Origin of the sequence: Actinomadura harenae, assembly GCF_003696215.1 — a bacterium.
GTDB lineage: Bacteria > Actinomycetota > Actinomycetes > Streptosporangiales > Streptosporangiaceae > Spirillospora > Spirillospora harenae.
Genome location: NZ_RFFG01000083.1, coordinates 1 through 22,213, shown reverse-complemented (window position 1 = coordinate 22,213; position 22,213 = coordinate 1). Strand labels below are relative to the sequence as shown.

Below are 22,213 nucleotides of genomic sequence, written 5' to 3'. Positions count from 1 at the left end.
ACCTCCATGATGGACGGACTCGCGCTGGCCGGCCGGCCGGTCGTGGAGCCCGACGTCTCCTTCGTCAACCTCGACGACGGGGACGTCGAACCCTGGCGGGGAGAGCTCACCGCCTGGGACCTCACGGTGATCTCCGGGTGGTGGCAGACCGCGCGGTTCGACGTCCCCGAACCCGTGCGGGGACCGCTGCCGCCCGAGGAGATCCTGGAGCGGCTCGGCACGTCGCGCTACTTCGCCGGGATACCGGCCGACGAGCTGAAGTCCACCCTGGCGGCCATGCGCGCCTTCCTCTTCGAGCGGCGCGCCGCCGACCGCGTCCTCGAGGCGATGGGGGACGGCGCGGACGTCGTCATCGGGCACGCGCTCGGCGCGGTGGCGGCCTTCAACGCCCTCCGCCGCGCCCCGGCGGACGCGCTCGTCACGGTGGGATCGCCACTGGCGCTGAACCCGCAGGTGGGACCGGTCGTCCGCCGCTGGTGCAACGTCGTGGACGTGCACGACACCCTCGCCTTCAACGAGGGCCTGGTCTCCAGCTACGGCCTGGTGTCCGACACCTGGCTGGACTGCGACCCGAGGCTCCGAGCGCCTCGTCCCTACCTCGCCTCGCCAGAGTTCGGCCGCGTGCTGGCGGACGTGTCGGCCCCGGCCGTCGCCCCGCTCGGCTGAGCCAGGGAACGTCGACTCGATCGGAGGGTGTTGAAGAGATGTCCCGATCACGCTCTGGACTGCAGATCGTGCATGGCGGGTCCGTGCCCGGGGAGGTGCCGGCCTCGCAGCGGCACGCGAACATCACCGAACTGCTCGACCTCTTCTCCGACAGGGGTCTCATCGGCGACACGCAGAAGGCGATCCTGCAGCTGGTGACCTGCGGCTACACCGACGAGTCGGTGGCGAAGAAGCTCGACGTCACCGCGCGGACCGTGCAACGCCACGTGGCCAAGACCATGGCCCTGTTCGGGGCGCGGAGCCGGCTCGAGCTGGGGATCATGCTGGCCGACCGGAGCGCCAGGCTCGCCGACTCCCCGACCGGCCCCGCCTGCACGCTGTGCAGGTCCCAAGGGGGCGGGCGCACGACCGGGCATCCCCGTTCGAACGCCCGGATGGACCGCCCGACAGGGGCTTAACCCCCGCGCGAACTGCTGGCAGTTTCGAACTCACGCGCACGACCGGCGGACGCGGGTCACTCGCTTTCGATCCCACGGGTTCGATCGCGGCTTCGGATCGCACGGCTTCGACAGCACGGATTCAACAAAGGGGTGTCATGGCTGGGACCGACCAGCTTCGGGCGGCGGAGCCGCTGGCGGACGGCACGGGCCGCGGGGGCGAGATCCGGCGGTCGGCGGGCTCGCTCGCGCTCAGCGGCGCCGCCGGGGTGATCGTCCCGCTGGCGGTCATGGCGATCATGGGGCGGATCAACGGGGAGGTCCTCTACATCCGCTCGGTCTACATGCCGCTGGCGTTCCTGTACATCTCGCTCCAGATGGGCTTCGACGTCAGCAACCAGGTCGCCGCGGCGATCTCCCGGGGACGGGGCCGCGTGCGGGACGTCGTCCCGGTCGCGCTCAGCATGGGCCGGGTGGGCGCGGTGATCTGGGGGGCGCTGACCGTCCTGGTGATGGTGAGCGCGCCCGGCCTGGCGTCCCTGATGCACATGAGACCGGAGCTGATCGGGACGTTCACCGCCTTCGTCCGCTGGACGTGCCTGGCCAGCATGCTGTTCCTGCCGACCACCCTGTGCGCGTCCAGCCTCCGCGGGCTCGGGCACGCCGGTTCCGCCGCCGTGATCGTCGTGATCGGCGGCTCCGTGGAGGTCGGCGGCGTGGCCCTGCTCGGCTACGGGACCGACCTCGGCGTGTACTCGCTGCCGATCGCGATCGCGGCCGGAGGCATCGTGTCGCTGACGGTCGGGCTCGTCCAGGTCCACCGCCGCGGCGTGTGGAAGGCGCGTGGCCCCCTGGTCTGGCGGCCCGAGGCGACCGAGCAGCTCACCCGGACGGGCCTGCCCCTGGCGATGTCCTTCGTCGTGATCGGGGCGAGCAACTTCGGCCTGCTCTGGATCCTGGGACCGTTCGGACCGGACGTGGTCTCGGGGTTCGCCGCCGCCGCGACCCTGGAGAGCCTGGTCCTCGTCCCGTCCACCGCGATCGGCTCGGCCACGGCGATCGTCATGAACCGGCTGCGCGGCGCGGGACGGCTGGACGACGTCCCGAGGGTGCTCGGCAGCGGGATGCGGCACGCCGTCGCTGTCTACGCGGTGATCGGCCTCGCCCTCTGGCTCGGGCGGGACGGCATCGCCCGGCTCATGACCGACGACCCGCGGGTGGCCGCGGAGACCGCGCACTTCCTGTCGATCGTCGGGCTCTCCTACGGCTGCATGGGCGTGACCGTCACGGCCGTCGTCCTGATCGAGCAGATCGGCGGCGGCGTCATCGCGCTGGTCGCCAACATCCCGTACTTCGGGGGGATGTTCGTGATCGGCGGCGTCATCGCCAGGTCCCAGCACGAGTCCGCGGGACTGTACGGCACGATCGCCGCCCTGAACCTCCTCGGGATCCTCACCGTCCCGCTCATCACCTGGCTGTTCGTCCGACGGATGGTCCGCGCGCCCCGGGAACTCACATGATCGAGATCAGTGTCGCCGTCATGCACCATCCGGCCAGGGCCGGGCTCATCGGGAGGCTGCTGCGCGACACCGCGCCGCTGGTGCCCACGATCGTCCCGGACCCGGATCCGGACGGCGTGCGCAGCCCCCTGCGCACCGCGAAACGGGCCTGGGCCGCGATCGCGCCGGACGCCACCCACCACCTGGTGCTCCAGGACGACGTGGGCCTCAGCGCCGACTTCGCCGGGCGGCTCCGGAGCGCGATCGCGCAGCGGCCGAACCACGCCGTCGCCCTCTATTCGCACTGGCGCAGCCCCCAGAACTCCTACCTGGTGCGCCGGGCCGCCGCGGCGGGCGCCTCGTGGGCGCCGCTGTCCGACACCGACTGGGCCCCCGCGCTCGGGTTCGTCCTGCCCGCTCCGCTGGCCCGCGACCTCGCGGCGTACCTGGCGCCCATCCCCGACGCGGTCGCCGACGACGACCAGATGATCGCGAGGTTCTGCCGGGAGCGCGGCGTCCCCATGGTCGCCACCGTGCCGCACCTGGTCGACGAGTCCGAGGTGCCGAGCCTCACGCCCGGTCACCTCCCCGGCTGCCACGCGACCGTCTTCGCCGGCGGCAGGCCGCTGCCGCGCGGGCACTGGGCGACGGACGTCCGGGAGGACAAGGTCCTCGCCGCGTCCCTCGACTACATCGTCGAGGTGAGGGAGTCCCGGTGCGTGCTGCGGCTGCCCCTGCCCGCGGAGCCGTCCGGGCACGAGTACGGGTGGTACTGGCACGACTGGTGCGGGCTCCTCGGCGTGGACCCGGAGGAGGTGCGGCGGATGGAGAGGCCCGGCCACCTGCCGGGACGCGTCGTGACCGAGCTCCAGGCGGCGGGGTTCCTCCTCGGCGCGGACGTCGCCGCGATCGACCTCGGCGCCCCGGGCGGGGTGAAGGACGAGCGCGGCGCCCCGGACGGGGTGAAGGACGAGCGCGGCGCCCCGGACGGGGTGAAACGCGAGCGCGGCGCCCCGGGCGCGTGGCTCACCGAGGCCGTCGCCTCGTGGGTCGGATCGGGGCTGACGGCCGAGGACCGGGAGTCGCTGGGCGCCGAGGGCAGAGCCGAGCTCGTGGACCTCGCGGTCAAGGCCGTCGCCCACGGCGGAACATGCGGGAGGAACCTGTGATGGACATCGAGTCCGTGGTGAAGCGGATGGCTCTGAGGGAGGTCCGGGCGCATTTCCTGGTGCCGTCCGACCAGGCGCCGGGCGAGGTCCGTCCGCCGGCGCCGCCGGTGACGGTGCTGGTCCGGACGTGCCCGGTATGCGGCGCGGACGCCGACGCGGTCCGGCGCTACGGCAGGTCGGTGCCGTTCGCCCACTGGGAGGTGCGGGAGGAGAGCGCGGGGCTGCCGACCCTGACGATCCTCGGGTGCGAGTGGCTGGCCCCTCGCGCCGTCCTGCCGATGGCGATCGCGATCGAACGGCATGGTGGGGCTGTGAGCGGGTTCAGCACGCGGGCGGCGTCGCTCGTCCGCCTCGGACGGCCCGCGCCACCCGAGGCCGTCCGCCTGCTCGACGCGGAGGAGCGGTGGGCCGACGCCCTGGACGCCGGTGACTTCGCGGGCACGCTCACCCTCCCGGCCGCGACCCGTCCGACGGACGGCGACGGGCTCGTCCCGCTGTTCCTCGGCCCGCACACCGGGCCCGGCGGGCTGAACGACCTGTACCTGAACGAGCGCCTGCGCGCGGCGGAGGCGGAGCTGGCGGGAGCACGGCATGCGTGACCTGCGCACGGAGAAGGTGCCGTTCACCGGGGAGCGCTCGGTCACCGCGCCGTCGACCTGGGGCCAGCGGCAGGCGTGGCTGGACATGGGACGGATGAGGCCCGGCACCCCGTACAACGTGACCCAGGTCCTGCTCGTCCCCGAGGGGTGGACGGTCGGGCAGGTGCTCGACCGGATCTCCGAGACCGTCGGCCGCCACGAGGCGCTCCGGACGCTCTTCTTCGAGGACGACCGGGGGGAGCTCGTCCAGCGGGTCCTCGACTCGGGCGAGGTCCAGGTCGAGGTCTGGACCGCCGAGGGTTCTCCGGAGGAACTCCTCGCGGGGGCCATGGAGCTGAACCGCCGCCTCGAGGACGCGGTGTTCGCCCACGACTCCGAGCCCCCCTTCCGGGCCGCGATCTGCGCGCCGGGCGGAGTTCCCCAGGCGGTGATCGTCTGCGTCACGCACCTCACCGCGGATCTGCAGAGCACCCGTCTGGTCGCCGAGGAACTGGCCGGGTCGCACCGTCCGGCTCCGGCCCTCCAGCCCGTGGACGTCGCGGCCTACGAGGGGTCGGAGCGGGGGCTGAAGCGGGAGGCCTCGGCGCTGGCCTACCTCCGGGACACGCTGACGGCCTTCCCCGCCTCCAACTTCACCGCTCCGCCGGGGAAGGCCGAGGAGCCGCGGCACTGGCGCGGCGGCCTGACGTCCAAGGCCGTCACCCTGGCGCTGGAGGTGCTCGCGACGCGCCACCGCGTGAGCACCTCGACCGTCTGCCTGGCGGCGACGGCGGCGATGCTCGGCGCGGCCACGGGTGAGGCGCGCTGCGGGCTGCTGCTGATCGTGGGCAACAGGATCCCGTCCGAGCTCCGGTACGCCGTCGGCTCGCTCGCCCAGAACGTCCCGGTGCTGATCGATCTCGCGGGCCCCGGTTTCGCGGACCTGGTCCGGACGGTCTGGTCGGCCTCGATGGGCGCCTACCGGCACGGCCGGTTCGCGCCCGCCAAGGCCTGGCGGGAGATCGACGACGTCACCCGGCGCCGTGGCGGCCGTCCGGAGCTGGACTGCTTCTTCAACGACATGCGGGGGAGGAAGGACCGCCTTCCGCAGGACCGCACCGCCGCCGAGCTGAGGACGGCGGCCCGCGAGACCGTCTTCTCCTGGGAGGACCGCCGCGCCACCGGCGGGACCTTCTTCATGGAGTTCGGTGACGTCTTCGGCGAACCGGACATGACCCGGTTGTCCCTGTTCGCCGACACCTGCCTCCTCCCGCCCGCGGCGCACGAGGCGCTGCTGTTCGGCATGGAGTCGCTGCTCATCGAGCTGGTGGAGCGGGACGTGCCGCTCGCGGAGATCGCCGGGCTCACCGGGCTCGCGGGGCTCAGCGGGGTCAGCGGGCTCAGCGGGGTGCGCTGACCGCCAGATGGGAGATCGCGCCCATCGCCTCGGCCAGCCGGGCCCCGTGCCGGTCGAAGCCCGGCCCCCAGGCGACGAAGCCGCCCCGGCGCTCGGTCCCCGGCTCGTCCGGGACGCCGGTGAAGCCGCCCCCCGCCGCGGTGACCAGGGCCCGGCCCGCGGCGACGTCCCAGGCGAAGACGTCCGCGTTCGCCGCGAGGTCGGCGCGGCCGCCGGCCACATAGGCCAGGGCCAGCGCGGACGATCCGATCCGCCGCAGGTCGGTGGTGTCGTTCAGGTCGGCGAACAGCGCGTACTCGGCCGGGTCGCGCAGCCCGGCGGTGGGGATGTCGGTGAGGACGACCGGCAGCGGGTCCGGGGCGCGCCTCGCCGGGGCGGCCCCGTTGACCAGGAGCGTGCCGTCCGCGGCGGTGAACAGCTCCTCGCCGAACGGCTCGTAGACCACCCCTGCGACCGGCTGGCCACCCAGGTGGACGCCGACGGAGACGGCGAACAGCCCGAGGCCCCGGGCGAAGTTGTGGGTGCCGTCGATCGGGTCCACGTACCACGTGACCTCGCCCGAGCCGCTGCGTCCCGACTCCTCCCCGACCACCTCGCTCGCCGGGTGGGCGGCGGTCAGCGTCTCGCGGATCATGGCCTCGGCCCGCGCGTCCGCGTCGGTGACCACGTCGTGGGGCAGCCCCTTGACGCGCGTGGACGCGCCGGACCTGTGGTGCCGTGCCAGATACCGTCCGGCCGCCAGGGCGGCCTGTTCGGCGGTGCGCAGAAGGGAACCGATCTCGGTGGTGGTCATGCCCGCACGCTAGCAATGACGGAACGAAAGGCATCAGGCTCTTTCGGGTATAGCAGGCCGCGCGTCTGATCGAGTCTTACCTCCGCCGATCGTCCCTGGTCATGATGTGGCTCCAGGAAACGGCGAGAGGAATGGTCGCCTTGGACGAAGCAGTCGGCGCCCGGATCGATGAACTCTGCGCGGGAATTCACGGCGCGGTTCCCCAGGGGAAGGCGGGCGATCAGATAGACCGCGTATTCCGGGAGGACTACGCGCTGCCGGTCTGGACCCTGCTCGCGGGCGCCCCGGGCCCGGCCGCCGCCGCGGTGGCGCTCGGCGAGGACCTCACCGGAGGCCTCTTCGGGACGACCGTCCGGGTGGACGCCGTGCCGTCGGCCGGGGGAGGGCTGGTGGTCGACGGCGTCGCCGCCGACGTCCCGCTGCCGGACGGGACGGCCCCGCTGCTCGTCGAGGTCCACGCCGGGCCCAGGCGGCTGGTCGTGCGGATCCCCGCGGGCGGCGCGGGCCTGAGCCTGGCCCGGGTGCGTCCCGTGGGGCTGGAGGGCCTCGCCTTCGGCACCTACACGCTGCGCGGCTGCCGTGTCGGCGACGAGCAGGTGGTGGCCGACATCACCGAGCGTCCGGACGGGCTCGCCGAGATCGTCGCCAACACCCGCCTGCTCATCGCCGCGGTCGGCCTCGGCCTCCAGGCCAGGGCGCTGTCCGCCGCGCTCGACCACGTGGTGGACCGGCCCTTCGGTGACGGGCGCCTGGTCAACCAGCAGGCGATCCGGCACCGGCTGGCCACGATCGGGGCCCGGCTCCGGATGGCGCACGCCCAGCTGGTCGCCGCGGAACCGGCGGACGCCGGTCTCGTCGCCCTGGTCACCGGCCGCCTGGTCGCCGAGGGCGTCGAGGAGTGCTGCCAGTTCTTCGGCGGCCGGGGCTTCCTCAACGACTACTGGATCTCCAGCGCCTACCGGGACGCCGCGCTCCTGCCGGTCCTGCTGGGCCGGGAGGACCTCCTGAACCTCGAAGGGGAGGGCGCGCCGGCCGAGTCCGCGTCCGTCTCCGCCTTCAGGAGCCGGGTGCGCGCGTTCCTGGCCGAGCGGATCCTGCCGCGGATGGCGGCCTGGGAGGACGCGGAGGACCTGCCGCCCGAGGCGTTCGAGGCGTTCGCCGAGGGAGGCCTCACCGGGCACCGGGTCGCCGTCCGGAACGGCGGGCTCGGCCTGTCCATGCGGCACGCGGGGGCCATGGTCGAGGAGATGATGGAGCACTCCGTGCTCGGCATGGCCACCAGCCTCCTCGCCCAGGCGCACTCGGTGCTGCCCCTGCTGGAGGAGCTCGGGACCGAGCGGCAGAAGGAGCGGTACCTGCGTCCGTCGCTCCGCGGTGAGCTGGTCTCCGGGATCGCCATCACCGAGCCGACCGGCGGATCGGACCTCATCGGCGCGATCCGGACGACCGCGGTCGAGGACGGCGACCACTGGGTGCTGAACGGCGAGAAGATGTTCATCACCAACGCCCCGGTCGCCGACTTCCTGGTCGTGCTCGTCCGGACCAGGCCCGACCGCGGGCCGCTCGGGATGTCGCTGTTCGTCGTCGACACCGCCGCGGACGGCTTCTCGGTCAAGGAGCGGCTGGACAAGATGGGCGCCCGGTGCTCGCCCACCGGATGGATCCGCTTCACCGACTGCCGGATCCCGAAGGACGCGCTGCTCGGCCCCGTGAACCGGGGATTCCCGCTGGCCACGGCGAAGCTGCTCAACGAGCGGATCCTGGTCGCCGTCTCGGCGCTGGCCAACGCCCGGTCGATCCTCGCCTCGGCGGGGGACGGGCCCGGGCTCGCGGCGCAGCGGGCCGAGGTGGAGGCGGGGTTCGCGTTCGTCCGGCGGACCCTCGACGGGATGGACGCCGGCGCGTACCGCGTCGAGGACGTCGCCGCGGCCAAGTTCCTGACGGTCGAGATCACCCAGCGCGCGATCAGCAGCGCCGCCCGGCACCTCGGCGTCGGCGCGTTCGACGAGCGGACCCTGGTCTCGCGCGCGTTCCGGGACGCCCGGGTGCTCGGCGTCTTCGCCGGCAGCTCCGAGACGATGCGCGACGTCTTCTTCGCCGCCCTGGCCCGGGGCAAGGGCCTGCGGTCCGGAACCGACCACGGATGAGGAGATCCCTGTGACCCAGCGAAAGATCGACGCCGACGAGGTGCTCACGGTGCTGCGCAGCACCCTGGAGATGGCCCTCCCCCAGGAGTACCTCAAGGAGTGGGACCTGGACGCCATCGTCCCGGAGACCCCGATGGTGACCCTCGCCCTGGACTCCCTGGCGCTGATGGTGGTCATCGAGGAGATCGAGACCGAGTTCGGCGTGGGCATCCCGGTCGAGAGCGTCTACGCCTTCACCTCGGTCGGCGACCTGGTCGGCTACGTCCTGGCGAGCTGAGCGAAGCGGCCTGGCCCTCCCGGGGAGGGCCAGGCCCGGCCTGGCCCGGACGGCCGCGGTCAGGCGGTGTGGTCGATGAGACCGGCCTTGATCGCGGTGACGACGGCGCTCGTCCGGTTGGGCGAGTCGAGCTTCAGCAGCACGCTGGCGACCAGCCGTTTCACGCCGTGCTCGGAGATGCCGAGCCGCCGGGCGATCTGCTTGTTGCTCAGCCCCTCGTAGAGGAGGTCGAGGGTGCTCTTCTCGCGCGAGGTGAGGTCGATGAGCCTGCGCGCGGGGACGGCGCCCCGGCCGGGGGCGGTGACCTGGGAGATCAGGTGCCGGGCCAGGCGTCCGGGCATCGGGGTCTCGCCGGCCGCGACGCGCCGGATCGCGTCGGAGAGCGACTCCTGGGTCAGCTCCTGCTGGAACAGGAAGCCGTCGGCGTCCAGGGACGCCGCGGAGGGGTCGGCGGCCGACGCCTCGTCGAGCAGCATCAGGATCCTCGTGCGGCCGAGGGCCGGCGGCCGGGTCCAGGGGCCGGCGAGGATCAGGACGTCGACGTCGCCGGCGGCCAGCAGCCGGTCCACCTCGGCGGGGTGCCGGCAGTGGGCGACGGCGCCGACGAGGGCGACCTGCGACAGGACCGTGTCCAGCCCGCGATGGAGGAGCTCGTTGGCCGCGAGGATCCCGACGTTCAGTTTCGCGGTCGCCATGGCGGAGGTCTGGTTCGTCATAGCGACATCAAAGCGCCGCGCCGCCGCCCGGTGCGCCATTTGTCGCATTCAGGACAAATGTCGACACCCGATGGGTATAGCCGACCTCCCCGGTCCGAGTGGGCGGCCCAACGAGGCTTATCGCCGCCGGACCCGGTTCTGCACGCTGGACCCGGTCAGCATCGTCGAACGCCAACGCTGAAGAGGGCGCAGCATGCATGCATGGGGTCTCAACAACACCCGAGAGGCTTCGAAGGAGCACTGGGCGGCGGAACAGGAGGTGGTCGGCCCGGGCCTTCAGGCGGTCATGCTCTGGTCCGAGCTGTGCGTCGAGTCCGCGGACGGCGCGGTCCTCACCGACCTCGACGGCAACCGGGTCCTCGACTTCCAGGGCGCGGGCGGCGTGAACTCCGTCGGCCACGCGAACCCGAGGTTCACCCGCGCGCTCGCCGACGAGCTGACCACCGCGCCCGTCGGGGCCTTCGGGTCCGGCGCGCGGCGCGACATGGCCGAGTCCCTCCGCGACTTCGTGCCGGAGCCGCTCGACCGCGTCCAGCTCTACAGCGGCGGCACCGAGGCGGTGGAGGCCGGTCTCAGGCTCGCCAAGTCGGTCACCGGCAAGACCGAGTTCCTCTCCTTCTGGGGCGGCTTCCACGGCAAGACGCTGGGCAGCCTCGCCCTGACCGTGGGGGCCAGGACCGGGCTGGGCCCGCTGCCTCCCGGGAACTTCAGCACGCCCTACGCCAACTGCTACCGCTGCCCCTTCAAGCTGACGGCCCCGTCCTGCGGGTTCGCGTGCGTCGAGCAGGCCCGCGAGACGGTCAGGCAGAACTCCACCGGCGACCTCGCGGCGATCGTGGTGGAGCCGGTCCAGGGCCGCTCCGGCAACGTCGTGCCGCCCGAGGGCTACCTGAAGGCGCTGAAGGAGGTCGCGGAGGAGTTCGACGCCCTGCTCTTCGTGGACGAGATGATGACGGGCTTCGGCCGCACCGGCGAGACCTTCGCGTTCGTCCGCGACGAGGTCACCCCCGACATCGTGACCGTGGGCAAGGGCATGGGCGGCGGCTACCCGGTCACCGGTGTGCTGTCCAGCGCCGGGCACATGGCCGCGCGGCCCTTCTCGGACCCGAGCGCCAGCTCCTCCAGCTTCGGCGCCTTCCCCATGGCGTGCCGCGCCGTCGGCACCGTCGTGGACATCATCGTCGAGGAGCGGCTCGTCGACCACGCCCGCAAGGTGGGCGGCGAGCTCCTGGACGCGCTGATCCCGCTGGTCGACGAGGCGCCGCTGGTCGGCGACGTCCGCGGCGCGGGCCTGGCCATCGGCATCGAGCTGGTCGCCGACAAGGAGACCAGGGAGCCCGTCTCCAAGGCCGTCCTGCGCGAGACGTTCATGGCCCTGCTGGACGCCGGGGTCCTCACCATGACCGGCGGCAACACGCTGCGCCTCTACCCGCCGCTCACCATCGGCGAGGACCAGGCCCGCGAGGCCGCCGACATCATCGTCCGCACGCTCACCGGAGGTTCCCGATGAAGGTCGCGATCGCGGGACTCGGCACGGCGGGCACGTCCAGGCTCGGCTCCTACGCGCCGCTGCCCGGAGTCGAGGTGGTCGCCGTCGCGGACCCGTCGCCGCACCGCCGCGCCCAGGCCGGGGTCCGGGCCTACGCGGGCCTCGCGGAGCTCCTCGCGGCCGAGTCCGTCGACGTGGTGGACGTCTGCACGCCGCCCGCCTACCACCGCGAGCTCTCGACGCTCGCGCTCCGGGCGTCGTGCGACGTGATCTGCGAGAAGCCGGTCGCCTTCACCACGGCCGACGCCCTGGCGCTGGCCGAGACCTCCCGGCGGACGGGCCGCCTGCTGTACCCGGCGCACAACTACAGGTTCTCGCCGATGATGCGGCTGCTCGAAGAGGCGGTGGCCAAGGTGGTGGGCACGCCCGCCACGGCCACCTTCCGGATCGAGCGGAGCACCCACGCCGCCGGGACCGCGTCCTGGCGACCCGACTGGCGGCGCGACCCGGAGGTCGCGGGCGGCGGCATCCTCCTCGACCACGGCTCGCACTGCGTCTACATGCTGACCCGGCTGTTCGGCGGACGCCCGGACACCGTCGCCGCGACCGCGCGGTTCCAGGACAACGGCATCGAGGAGGCGATCGACGTCCGGCTCGAGTTCCCCCTCGGCTCGGCCGAGATCCGGCTCAGCTGGGTCGGCGAGCGCCGCTCGAACCACTACGGGCTGACCGGGCCCACCGGGACACTGGACGTCACCGACGACGTGGCCGTCCTGTCCGGCCCGGACGGGACCGAGCGGCGGGAGCTGGAGTCGCCCGCGAAGGGCGGCGCCCACGAGGAGTGGTTCGCCGCGATGTTCGCGGACTTCACCGAGGTGAGGGCCGAGCCGGAGCGCTGGGCGGGACCCCTCGACGAGATCCTGTCGACCGCGCAGATCATCGAGGCGGCGTACGCGTCGGCCCGGCGGGACGGCCGGCCCGCCACGTTCGCGGGGCAGGGCTGAACCCGTGCGGATCAGCGTCGCGATCATGCACCACCCGGCCCGGGCGCAGCGGCTGCCGGCCCTGGTCGACGCCTGCCGCCCGCTGGTGCCGCGCGTCGTCCTCGACCCCGACCCGACGGGCCCGTCCAGCCCGCTGCGCACCGCCAAACGGGCCTGGGCGCAGATCGAGGACGGCGCCACCCACCACCTCGTCCTCCAGGACGACGCCGCCCTGACCCCGGGTTTCGCCGGACACCTGACGGACGCGCTGTCCCGGCGTCCGGAGCACGGGGTCACGCTCTACTCCCACTGGAACAGCCCCCAGAACTCCTACCTGGTCCGCCGGGCGGCGGTGGCGGGGTCGGCCTGGGCCCCGCTCTCGTCCGCGGAGTGGACGCCGACCCAGGGGTTCGTCCTGCCCGTCGCCCTCGCCCGGGAACTGGCGGCCTACCTGGAGCCGATCCCCGACCACGTCCGCGACGACGACGAGATGATCGCGCTGTTCTGCGCGTCCCGCGGCGTCCCGGTCGTCGCGACGGTGCCGCACCTGGTGGACCACGCGGCGGGGCCGACGCTCGCGGACCATCCGGGCGCCTTCCACGCGACGGTCCTCGCGGCCGGACGCCCCCTGCCGCCCGAGCACTGGCGGGTGGACGAGCGGACGCTGGGGGAACTCGCCGACCGGGCCGGGTTCCGCGACCCCGGCGCCCACGTCGTGGAGTTCGTCCGGTCCCGCTGCCAGCTGAAGTTCATCAGGCCCGGCTCCGGCGAGCCGGTGGAGCACTACTACGGATGGCACTGGCGCGACTGGTGCCACCTCGCCGGCTTCGACGGCGCGCGGGTGCTCGCCGGACTCGACACCGCGCGCGCACCGGCCGTCCTGCCCCCGGAGACGAGCGCCGAACTCTGGGCCGCCGGATACCTCCTCGGCGCGGACGCCGCCACCATCCCTCCCGGAGCCGCCGGCGCCCGGGACGACCTGGTCCGCGCGGCCGTCGGCTCCTGGATCGACTCCGGCCTCTGCCCGTCCGACCGCTCCCGGCTCGGCCCCGGCGCCCGGGAGGCGCTGGCCGACCTCGGCGTCACCGCGGTCGAGCAAGGACTCCGACACCGACACTCAGGGAGAGGCCGAGCGCATGTTCGAGCATGACGACCTCATCGCGCTGATCCGGGCGCGGGTGGAGGCGGGCGGCACCGACGTCGCCCTCATCGCCCACAACCCCGCCGACCCGTCCACCGACACGACGCTCGACTACGCCGCGCTGGACCGCGAGGCGCGCCGGATGGCGGTGTTCCTCGGCGGCCGCGCCCGGCCGGGCGACCGGGTGCTCCTGGTCCACGAGACCGCGCTCGGCTTCGCGCGCGCCTTCCTCGGCTGCCTGTACGCGGGCATGATCGCGGTGCCCGCCCCGCAGCCCGACGGCTTCCGCAGGCAGCGCGAGCGCCTGGCCTCGATCGCCCGCGACGCGCGCGTGGCCGTGGCGCTGTGCGACCCGTCCGGCCTGGACATGCTCCAGGAGTGGGCCGAGGAGGCGGGGCTCGGCGACCTCGCCTGCCTCGCCCCCGACGACCTGCCCGCCCCCGAGGACTGGACCCGGCCGGAGACCGGCCCCAGGACGATCGCGTTCCTCCAGTACACGTCGGGGTCGACGGGCGGCCCCAAGGGCGTGATGGTCGACCACGGCAACATCCTGGCCAACGCGGAGCTGTTCGGCGCGATGACCGGGGCGTCCCGGACGATGCGGTTCGGCGGCTGGCTGCCGATGTACCACGACTTCGGCCTCATCGGCATGCTGCTCATCCCGCTGGCGCACGGCGCGAGCACCGTGCTGATGCCGCCGATCGCGTTCGTGAAGCGGCCGCACAGCTGGCTGCACATGATCGACCGCTACCGGGTGAACCTCTCCCCGGCCCCGGACTTCGCCTACGACCTGTGCGTGCGCCGGATCAAGGACGACCAGATCGAGGGGCTCGACCTCTCCCGCTGGCTGTACGCGGTGAACGGGTCGGAGCCGATCAAGGCGGCCACCCTGCGCGCCTTCGGTGAGAGGTTCGCGGCCCACGGGCTGCCGCCCACCGCGATGCTGCCGGGCTACGGGATGGCCGAGGCCACGCTCGTCATCAGCGGGACCCGCTGGACGACCGGCCCCGTGGTCACCACCGTCGACGCCGAACTGCTGGAGAAGGGCGAGTTCGTGCCCGCCCCGGACGGACGGCCGCTCGCCAGCAGCGGCGTCCTCGAACCGGGCACGATCGTGGTCGACCCGGACACCCGCCGCCGCCTCGAGGACGGCGCGATCGGCGAGATCTGGATCAAGGGCGGCCACGTCGCGCGCGGCTACTGGGGCCAGGAGGAGGCCACCCGGCGGGTGTTCGGCTGGGAGACCGCGGGCGGCGACGGCGGCTACCTGCGCTCGGAGGACCTCGGGACGATCTGGGACGGCCAGGTGTACGTGACCGGGCGCATCAAGGAACTGCTCATCGTGCGGGGCCGCAACCTCTACCCGCAGGACCTGGAGGCCGAGGTCCGCGCCGTCCACCCGGCCCTGTCGCGCGGCGTCGGCGCGGTCTTCGCGGTGCCCGCGCCGGACGAGGAGGTCGTCGTCGTCCAGGAGTGCCGGGCCAGTGACCTCGGCGAACTCCCCGCCGAGGAGCTGACTCAGCTGATCCGGCACGCGATGGCCCGGGAGTTCGGCGTGTCGCTCGGCGGCGTCGTCCTCGTCCGGCCCTCGGAGGTGCAGCGGACCACCAGCGGGAAGATCCAGCGGACCCTCACCCGGGACCTCTTCAGGGCCGGTGAGCTCGACGTCGTCCACGAGGACCTGTCCCCGGCGGTGCGCCGCCGCTACCGGACGGGGGCCTGATGCCGGCCCTGGACGGCCTCGCGACCTACCTCCCGTCGGAGAGCGTCCCGATCGCGGACCTCCAGGACGGCCTCGGGCTGACCGACACGCAGATCAAGGTGTTCCGGCGCTTCTACGGCCTGTCGCACGTGCTCAGGGAACCCGAGGGCACGGGGACGGACCTGATGCTGGCCGCCGCGGGGAAGCTGGACGCGCTCCGCGGCCGGGAGCACCTCGTCCGGTACGTGGTCCAGGCGAGGACCATGCCGACGGTCGCCCCCTACCCGGTCAACCCGGTCCACGACGTCCGCGACCGGCTCGGGCTCCGGCACGCCGAGGCGTTCGCGCTGTTCCAGCACGCCTGCGCGTCGGGCCTGCTCGCCATCGACCTCTGCGGACGGCTGCTCGAGGCCGACGGGGACCCGGACGCGCTCGCCCTCGTCCTCACGGGCGAGAAGACGTTCACCCCGGCGGCGCGGACGGTCCCCGGGACCGCGCTCAACGGGGAGGGCGCCAGCGCCTTCCTGGTCCGGCAGGACGGCGACCGCGACCGGGTGCTCGGCTACGTCACCCGCACCCACGGCCGGTTCAACGCCTTCCTTCCCCTGACCGACGACGCGCCCGCCGAGTTCCAGAGGCTCTACCCGGAGGCGCTCGCCGAGGTCGTCCTCGGCGCGGTGGAGCAGGCGGGGCTGACCCTGGACGAGCTCGACCTGATCCTGCCGCACAACGTCAACCGGGTCTCCTGGATCCGGTTCTGCCAGGCGGTCGGCTACCCGCCGGAGCGGGTCCTGCTCGACAACGTCCCGGTCACCGGCCACTGCTTCTGCGCCGACCCGTTCCTGAACTACCAGTCCGCGCGCGACCTCGGCCGTCTCCAGCCGGGCGACCGCTACCTCATGGTCGCGGTCGGCCTCGGGGCGACCTTCTCGGCCATGGCATTCCAGCACTAGGAGCTCCCATGCAGGACTTTCTCCGCAGGTTGAAGGCGGCCGTGACCGGCTCGCCCGGCACCCCGCTCGTCCTCCTCGGGAACTTCGAGGTCGAGGAGCGGTGGGCGGGCGACGTGCCCGGCCTGCCGAAGATGGGCTTCTCCACGAGCTCGGCCCTGGTGAACCGGATGGAGGAGTTCACCCTGCTCCTCGGCGGGCCGGACGACCACGTCCTGCTCAAGGAGGCGCCCGACCCGGCGTACCTGGACCACCTGGCCGAGCTGGGGATCGGGCTCCCGCGGATCCTGTGCGCGGCCCGGCACGACCCGCAGCGGACCGTCACCCAGGACGTCCTGGACGACCCCGCGCTCGTCGCGGAGCTCACCGGCCTGGCCGCGCGGGGGGCCTGGCTGCTCACGCACGGCACCTCGGACCTGGAGGAGGAGCTCGCGCGGCGGACCGGGCTGCCGCTGGTCGGCCCGGACGCCGCGACCTGCCGGGCGGTCAACAGCAAGATCTACAGCCGGAGGGTCGCCGCCGACACCGGGCTGCGCCAGGCCGAGGGCTGGGTCGCCGAGACGGTCGGGGAGTTCGAGGCGGTCGCCGCGCAGGCCAAGGGCCTGCTCGCGTCCGGCCGGACCGTGGTCGCCAAGGACGCGTTCGGCGTCTCGGGCAAGGGCATCCTCGTGGTCCGGGACGAGCAGCGCCTCGACCGGCTCGCCGGCATGGTCCGGCGCCGCGCCTTCAAGCACGAGGAGGACCGGGTCGCGCTGCTCCTGGAGGAGTGGGTGGCCAAGAAGGCCGACCTGAACTACCAGTTCACGATCGCCCGGTCGGGCGAGGTGCGCTTCGACTTCGTCAAGGAGGCCCTGACCGAGGACGGGGTCCACAAGGGCCACCGCATCCCGGCGCGGCTGGACGAGACGCAGGTCGCCGAGCTGCGCAAGGCCGCGCAGGTCCTGGGCGAGCGGCTGGGCGCCGACGGGTTCCACGGGGTGGTCGGCGTCGACGCCATGGTGGACCCGGACGGCGGGATCTACCCCGTCGTCGAGATCAACGCCCGCAGCAACATGTCCACCTACCAGCTTCGGCTCCAGGAGCTCTTCCTCGGGCCGGGGCAGGTCGCCCTCGCCCGGCAGTACCCGCTGCGGCTCGGCCGGCCCCTGCCCTACGCCGACCTGCGCCGCCTCCTCGACGGCCTCCTGTTCGTGAAGGGCGAGGGGCCGTCACAGGGAGGGGGCGAGGGGTTGATCGTCAACAACTTCGCGACCGTGAACGCGGCCGGGCCCGCCGAGGGCGCCCATCCGGTGGAGGGGCGCCTGTACGGCCTCCTCATCGCAGGCGACCGGCACCGGCTGGACGACCTGGACCGGCGGATCGCCGGGCGCCTGGCCGAGGAGAGCGAGAGGAGCACGTCGTGAGCGTCGAGTTCGAGGTCCAGGGGATCCCCGTCTCCGAGCTGGCCGAACGGTTCGGCACCCCCTTCTACGTGTACGACGGCGACGTCCTGGAGAGCCAGTTCGGCAACCTGCGCGACCGGCTCCACCCCCGCATGGAGATCTTCTTCTCCCTCAAGTCCAACCCGAACCTCGCCGTCTGCTCGCTGCTGCACTCCTTCGGCGCGCGGGCGGAGGTGTCGTCGATGACGGAGCTCCTGACGGCCCTGGAGGCCGGGGTGGCGCCGGGCGACATCATCTTCCTGGGCCCCGGCAAGAGCCGCGCGGAGCTCCAGGCCTGCCTGGACCACGACGTCTACACCATCGTCTGCGAGTCCTTCGGCGAACTGGAACTGATCGACGGACTGTGCGCGGCCAGGGGCCGCCCCGCGGACGTCACCCTGCGGGTCAACCCCGCCTTCGAGGTCAAGGGCTCGGGGCTGACGATGGGCGGCAGGCCCCGGCAGTTCGGCATCGACGAGGAGCAGCTGCTGGCCCGGCCCGGCCTCGCGGGGGAGTTCCCGAACGTGCGGCTGATGGGCGTCCACGCCTACCTGGGGACCAGGTTCCTCAGCGAGGACGTCATCGTGGCGAACACGTCCAGGATCCTGGAGATGGCCGAGCGGCTGTCGGCCGCCCTCGGCTTCCCGCTGGAGGTCGTGGACGTGGGCGGCGGCCTCGGCATCGCCTACTTCGACAACGAGGGCGACCTCGACCACGAGGCCCTCACCGACCGGCTCAACCCGGTGGTCGCGGCGTTCGCGGACCGCCACCCCGGCACCCGGATCATCCTGGAGCTCGGCCGCTACCTGACGGCCAAGGCGGGCACGTACGTGGTCCGCGTCCGCTACGTGAAGACCTCGATGGGCGACAACTTCGCCGTGGCCGACGGCGGCACCAACCACCACATGGCCGCCGTCGGGATCGGCTCGGTCATCAAGCGGAACTTCCCCATGCGCTCCCTGAGCCGGATCGACGAGGAGCCCACCGAGCGCTGGTACGTCACCGGGCCGCTGTGCACGCCCAACGACACGATCGGCAAGGGCGTCCTGCTGCCCCCCGTCCGCCCCGGCGACCTGCTCGGCGTCCTGCGGTCCGGGGCCTACGGGCCGACCGCCTCGCCCGTCCTGTTCCTCAGCCACGGCGCCCCCGCCGAGGTGCTGGTGAAGGACGGCAAGCCCTTCCTGGTGAGGGCGCCCGACACCCCCGCCGACCTGCTCCGCCCGCAGAACCCGACCCCCTGAGAAGGAGACCGGCATGACCACCGACCGCGAGAAGATCGTCTTCGCCGTGTCCGAGGCGCTGGCCGCGGTGCTGAGGCGCGACCAGGCCACGATCGGCGAGCACACCCGGCTCTTCGACGACCTCGGCCTGGACTCCACCAGCGTCCTGGAGGTGCTGATGCGCCTGGAGGACGAGCTCGACCTGGAGTTCGACACCGACTCCCTGGAGCAGCGCCACTTCGAGACCGTGGGCACCCTCGCCGACTTCGCCACCGAGCAGGGGTGACGATGCGGCTGGAGCGGATCGTCCGGCACGTGTACGGAGAGGGCCGCGCCTACCTGTCGGAGACCGACAGCCCGCTGCTGCGCGACTACGTCCACGACCTCGGCGCGCTCTGGGGAGTGGAGCCGCGGGCGGGGCTGCTCACCGAGACCGTCCGGACCAGTTACGCCGAGATGGTCGAGGACCTGGTGCCGCGGCTGGACCTGCCGGACCGTCCGGTGGACGTGGTCGCGATCGCCGGCAGCGCGCCCGACGCGGACGTGCTGCGGTCGCCGACGTCGGTCCTGACCGAGCTGGTGCCCGGCGCGCCGCTGCCGCTCGGCGTCACGGACCAGGGATCGGCCGGCCCGTTCACGGCGCTCCGGATCGTCCAGGGGTACCGGCCGGAGCGCGCGATCCTCATGGTCCTGGACCAGAGCCGCCTCTGGTACGACCTGCCGCTGGGCCCGGAGCAGCGACCCGACGTGGACTGCGGGGTCGCCCTGGTGTTCGGGCCGTCGGGCGTCGCGAACGGCTTCACCGTCGAGCGCCGCACCGACGTCGCGCCCGGCGACCTGGCATCGCTGATCCCGGCCGGGGACCACTGCCTCATCGCGGGGAACGGCCTGCGCGGACACGTCCCCGAGGACGTCACGGAGGACGCCGCCGAGGTGCGGTTCGCCCCGTCCGGGCAGCCCTGCACCGGGGTCTGGCAGACCCTCGCCGAGGCGCTCCCCGACTGGCGGGGACGCCGCGTGGTGATCGCCGAGTACGACCCCGTCCTGCGCTATCTGAGCCTGTGCACCGTGGAGGTCGAATGAGCGGGTACCCCGGGATCCGCCGGACCGCCCGTGAGGAGGGCCTGGTCGCGGCGCTCGAACTGCTGCACGAGGACGGGGTCCGGCACGGCCCCGCCGGTCACGCGCTGGTGGTCGGCAGACCCGCCCACCTCGAACTCCAGGGCGTCGGCCTGAGCGTGGTGAGGGACCCGTCCGCGCCGTCCGCCCCCAGGGAGTGGACGCTCGGACTGCTCTGGCTGCGGCTCGGCGTCTCGGAGTGGCTGCTGGACCGCACCATGGCCTATCTCGGCGCGCGCACCACGGGCGGCACCCCGCTCCTGCTCCAGCAGATGGTCAAGGGCCAGCTGGCCGAGGCCGTCACCGAGCAGGTGGAGCTGTCGACCCTGCTGGCCGGACGCGCCCCGGACCGGCTGGACGACCCGCACCGCCAGATCACCCGCGCCGACCGCGCCCTGCTCCGCCTGCTGGGCGGCAGCGGCTTCCGCGCCGACGGCCCGGGCCAGGCGGCCCACGCGTCCGAGCTGCTCGCGGACTTCTACCAGGAGGACCGGCATGATCGAGCTCGATGAGCGGCTCACCGTGCTCCAGGGCCACGCCCGCGAGTGGGCGCGGGACCTGCGGCCCCTCGCGCTGGACCTCGAACGGGACCCCGAGCTCGTCCACGGCCTCCTCGACAGGCCCGGCCTCGCGTTCCTGGCGCGGGCGGCCGTCCCCGCCGCCCACAACCCGGACCCGATCGTCCTGGACGGTCACCTGTTCGACGGCATGGGCGGGCTCGAACGGGTGACGTTCGTCGAGGAGTTCGCCGCCTGCGACACCGGGATGCTGCTCGCCGCGCCGGGATCGTCCCTGTCGGGGATCTTCGTGGCGCTGCTCGGCGACGAGGAGCAGAAACGCTGGTTCTACGGCCGGCTGCTGGAGCGGCCGACCTGGTCGTTCTTCGCGCTGACCGAGCCCGACCGGGGCTCGGACGCGCCCGCCCTGGAGTCCACGCTGACCCCGGCGGGCCCCGAGGGCGGACCGCTGCTGCTGAACGGGACCAAGCGGTTCATCGGCAACGCGGCCCGGGCCGCGGTCGGCATGGTCTTCGCCCGGGTGCGCCCGGGACCGCTCGGGATCGTCTCGGTCCTCGTGGACACCGCGGCCCCCGGCTTCAGGGCCGAGCCGTTCCCGACCGTCGGCCTCAAGGGCAACCAGGTCAGCGAGGTGGTCTTCACCGACCTGGAGGTGCCCGCCGAGCGGGTCCTCGGCCGGCACCTGTCGGCGACGCGGCGCGGGCTGGCCGGGGCGGTGCAGGGGTTCAACCGGCTCCGTCCGGGCGTCGCCGCGCTCGGCGTGGGGATCGCCAGGGGCGCGCTGGACTACGTCCTGGAGCACCGGAGCGACCTCACCTCCTGGGAGCGGGACGAGCTCGACCGGGTCTCCCGGCGCATCGCCGGGGTCCGGCAGCTGGTGCGCAGGGCCGGCGTGGCGATGGACGAGAACGACCCGATGCTGGGGTACCTGGCGTCCATGGCGAAGGCGCGGGCGGCGCGGCTCGCCGAGGACGTCACCCTGGCGATGCCCGACTACTTCGGCCCCGGCGCGCGCTGGGAACACCCGCTGCTGGACAAGTACGCGCGGGACGCGCGGGGCGTGGAGTTCATGGAGGGCACGAGCAACATCCAGAACCTCACCGTCTTCCAGGGGCTCTCCCAGAACCGGCTGGGCGTCCATTGAGCGTGCACGTGTGGAGCGTCTCGCTGGACGTCCCCGTCCGGGAGGTGCTCCTCCTGCGCGCCCTCCTCGACCCCGACGAACTGCGGCGGGCGGACGGTTTCGACGACCCGGCGAGGCGCCGCCGCCACACGGTGGCCCACGGCGTCACGCGACGTGTGCTGGGCTCGTACCTGTCCGTCCCGCCGCGCTGCCTGCGCTGGACCAGGGGGCCGCACGGCAAGCCCGCGATCGCCGGCCGCCCCGACGTGTCGTTCAGCCTGTCCCATTCGGGGGACCGGGCCCTGCTCGGCGTGGCCGCCGGACGTTCCATCGGGGTGGACGTCGAGGCCGAACCCGCCTTCGACGCCGGCGCGTTCGCGGCGCGCTTCTTCCCCGCCCCGGAACGCGCTCTCGTGGCGGCCGGGCAGTTCACCCGCCTGTGGAGCCGCAAGGAGGCCTGCGTGAAGGCGGCGGGCGGGCGGCTCGTCCAGGGGCTGCCGCTGCTGGTCGACGGGGAGACCGTCCACGACCCCTCGGGCGCGCTGCCCGGCCCCTGGCTGGTGAGGGACGTCCCGGTTCCCCACGGCTTCGGCGCGGCCGTCGCCCTCTCAGGGACGCAGCCCTGCGCCCTCACGGTGCACTGACGCCGGACATGGTGAAGCCGCCGGGCCCCCGGGCCTCGGCGGCTTGCGCCGTGCCGCTCAGAGGTCTCCCTCGATATAGGCCTCGACGGCGTCGCGGGCGTCGTCGTCGGAGTACTGCTCCGGCGGGGACTTCATGAAGTAGGAGCTGGCCGACAGGATGGGGCCGCCGATGCCGCGGTCCTTGGCGATCTTGGCGGCGCGGAC

Annotated in this window: 22 protein-coding genes and 1 pseudogene; 20 read left to right on the top strand and 3 right to left on the bottom strand. The window is 73.4% G+C overall.

The annotated features are described in order from the left end of the window. Positions 1–6: 6 nt before the first annotated feature. The 6 genes from EBO15_RS32480 to EBO15_RS32455 all read left to right on the top strand — a co-directional run bounded on the left by EBO15_RS32480 (position 7) and on the right by EBO15_RS32455 (position 5,766). Complete coding sequence (locus tag EBO15_RS32480; protein ID WP_122198302.1) at positions 7–666, top strand: hypothetical protein; 660 nt, start codon at positions 7–9, stop codon at positions 664–666. 83 nt (positions 667–749) lie between these two features. Continuing rightward, the gene (locus tag EBO15_RS32475; RefSeq protein WP_158628428.1) at positions 750–1,124 is read left to right on the top strand and encodes a helix-turn-helix domain-containing protein; all 375 of its coding nucleotides are present in this window, start codon (positions 750–752) and stop codon (positions 1,122–1,124) included. 137 nt (positions 1,125–1,261) lie between these two features. Then, on the top strand, positions 1,262–2,623 hold the full coding sequence (locus tag EBO15_RS32470) for an MATE family efflux transporter (RefSeq protein ID WP_122198300.1): 1,362 nt from the start codon (positions 1,262–1,264) through the stop codon (positions 2,621–2,623). Next, entirely contained in the window at positions 2,620–3,771 is a 1,152-nt protein-coding gene (locus EBO15_RS32465; RefSeq protein WP_122198299.1) for a hypothetical protein, read from the top strand. Before EBO15_RS32470 ends, EBO15_RS32465 begins: the two co-directional genes overlap by 4 nt. Beyond that, entirely contained in the window at positions 3,771–4,370 is a 600-nt protein-coding gene (locus tag EBO15_RS32460; protein ID WP_122198298.1) for a hypothetical protein, read from the top strand. Before EBO15_RS32465 ends, EBO15_RS32460 begins: the two co-directional genes overlap by 1 nt. Continuing rightward, positions 4,363–5,766, top strand: a complete 1,404-nt coding sequence (locus EBO15_RS32455; RefSeq protein WP_122198297.1) for a condensation domain-containing protein — start codon at positions 4,363–4,365, stop codon at positions 5,764–5,766. The genes EBO15_RS32460 and EBO15_RS32455 overlap by 8 nt, the downstream gene beginning before the upstream one ends. Here EBO15_RS32455 and EBO15_RS32450 read toward each other — a convergent pair. Next, positions 5,750–6,559: an inositol monophosphatase family protein gene (locus EBO15_RS32450; protein ID WP_122198296.1), complete on the bottom strand. Its 810-nt coding sequence runs from the start codon at positions 6,557–6,559 to the stop codon at positions 5,750–5,752. The two genes, EBO15_RS32455 and EBO15_RS32450, sit on opposite strands and share 17 nt — an antisense overlap. A 140-nt stretch (positions 6,560–6,699) precedes the next feature. On the opposite strand from EBO15_RS32450, the gene EBO15_RS32445 reads away from it, so the two are divergent. Then, positions 6,700–8,706, top strand: a complete 2,007-nt coding sequence (locus EBO15_RS32445; protein WP_147481766.1) for an acyl-CoA dehydrogenase family protein — start codon at positions 6,700–6,702, stop codon at positions 8,704–8,706. A 10-nt stretch (positions 8,707–8,716) separates the two neighbouring features. After that, on the top strand, positions 8,717–8,983 hold the full coding sequence (locus EBO15_RS32440; protein WP_122198294.1) for an acyl carrier protein: 267 nt from the start codon (positions 8,717–8,719) through the stop codon (positions 8,981–8,983). A gap of 59 nt (positions 8,984–9,042) precedes the next feature. Here EBO15_RS32440 and EBO15_RS32435 read toward each other — a convergent pair whose 3' ends face one another. Next, complete coding sequence (locus EBO15_RS32435; RefSeq protein ID WP_158628427.1) at positions 9,043–9,699, bottom strand: helix-turn-helix transcriptional regulator; 657 nt, start codon at positions 9,697–9,699, stop codon at positions 9,043–9,045. A 193-nt stretch (positions 9,700–9,892) separates the two neighbouring features. Between EBO15_RS32435 and EBO15_RS32430 the strand changes: the two genes are divergently transcribed. Genes EBO15_RS32430 through EBO15_RS32375 form a run of 12 tightly spaced genes read left to right on the top strand, consistent with a single transcriptional unit; the run spans position 9,893 to position 22,009 of the window. After that, a complete protein-coding gene (locus EBO15_RS32430) occupies positions 9,893–11,209 on the top strand; it encodes an aspartate aminotransferase family protein (RefSeq protein WP_122198292.1) in 1,317 nt (438 codons plus the stop codon). Next, a complete protein-coding gene (locus EBO15_RS32425; RefSeq protein ID WP_122198291.1) occupies positions 11,206–12,192 on the top strand; it encodes a Gfo/Idh/MocA family protein in 987 nt (328 codons plus the stop codon). The genes EBO15_RS32430 and EBO15_RS32425 overlap by 4 nt, the downstream gene beginning before the upstream one ends. Before the next feature lie 4 nt (positions 12,193–12,196). Continuing rightward, positions 12,197–13,321, top strand: coding sequence for a hypothetical protein (locus tag EBO15_RS32420; RefSeq protein ID WP_122198290.1), 1,125 nt, complete (start codon positions 12,197–12,199; stop codon positions 13,319–13,321). Next, entirely contained in the window at positions 13,308–15,035 is a 1,728-nt protein-coding gene (locus tag EBO15_RS32415) for a fatty acyl-AMP ligase (RefSeq protein ID WP_122198289.1), read from the top strand. The genes EBO15_RS32420 and EBO15_RS32415 overlap by 14 nt, the downstream gene beginning before the upstream one ends. Beyond that, complete coding sequence (locus tag EBO15_RS32410; protein ID WP_122198288.1) at positions 15,035–15,967, top strand: 3-oxoacyl-[acyl-carrier-protein] synthase III C-terminal domain-containing protein; 933 nt, start codon at positions 15,035–15,037, stop codon at positions 15,965–15,967. The genes EBO15_RS32415 and EBO15_RS32410 overlap by 1 nt, the downstream gene beginning before the upstream one ends. An 8-nt stretch (positions 15,968–15,975) precedes the next feature. Further along, the gene (locus EBO15_RS32405) at positions 15,976–17,367 is read left to right on the top strand and encodes a preATP grasp domain-containing protein (protein ID WP_122198287.1); all 1,392 of its coding nucleotides are present in this window, start codon (positions 15,976–15,978) and stop codon (positions 17,365–17,367) included. Next, positions 17,364–18,626 carry a type III PLP-dependent enzyme gene (locus EBO15_RS32400; RefSeq protein WP_122198286.1) on the top strand — a complete coding sequence of 421 codons (1,263 nt, stop codon included), beginning with the start codon at positions 17,364–17,366 and terminating at the stop codon, positions 18,624–18,626. Before EBO15_RS32405 ends, EBO15_RS32400 begins: the two co-directional genes overlap by 4 nt. Positions 18,627–18,639: 13 nt before the next feature. Beyond that, positions 18,640–18,891 (top strand): acyl carrier protein, encoded by a 252-nt coding sequence (locus EBO15_RS32395; RefSeq protein ID WP_122198285.1) that lies wholly within the window; start codon positions 18,640–18,642, stop codon positions 18,889–18,891. Next, on the top strand, positions 18,888–19,688 hold the full coding sequence (locus EBO15_RS32390) for a hypothetical protein (protein ID WP_147481765.1): 801 nt from the start codon (positions 18,888–18,890) through the stop codon (positions 19,686–19,688). The genes EBO15_RS32395 and EBO15_RS32390 overlap by 4 nt, the downstream gene beginning before the upstream one ends. Then, positions 19,685–20,236, top strand: coding sequence for an acyl-CoA dehydrogenase family protein (locus EBO15_RS32385; RefSeq protein WP_122198283.1), 552 nt, complete (start codon positions 19,685–19,687; stop codon positions 20,234–20,236). The genes EBO15_RS32390 and EBO15_RS32385 overlap by 4 nt, the downstream gene beginning before the upstream one ends. Next, positions 20,220–21,386, top strand: a complete 1,167-nt coding sequence (locus tag EBO15_RS32380) for an acyl-CoA dehydrogenase family protein (RefSeq protein ID WP_122198282.1) — start codon at positions 20,220–20,222, stop codon at positions 21,384–21,386. Before EBO15_RS32385 ends, EBO15_RS32380 begins: the two co-directional genes overlap by 17 nt. An 8-nt stretch (positions 21,387–21,394) precedes the next feature. Next, positions 21,395–22,009: a 4'-phosphopantetheinyl transferase family protein gene (locus EBO15_RS32375; protein ID WP_147481764.1), complete on the top strand. Its 615-nt coding sequence runs from the start codon at positions 21,395–21,397 to the stop codon at positions 22,007–22,009. A 57-nt stretch (positions 22,010–22,066) separates the two neighbouring features. Here the strand turns inward: EBO15_RS32375 and EBO15_RS32370 are convergent. Beyond that, positions 22,067–22,213 (bottom strand): annotated as a pseudogene (locus tag EBO15_RS32370) (inositol-3-phosphate synthase); the annotation flags it as partial.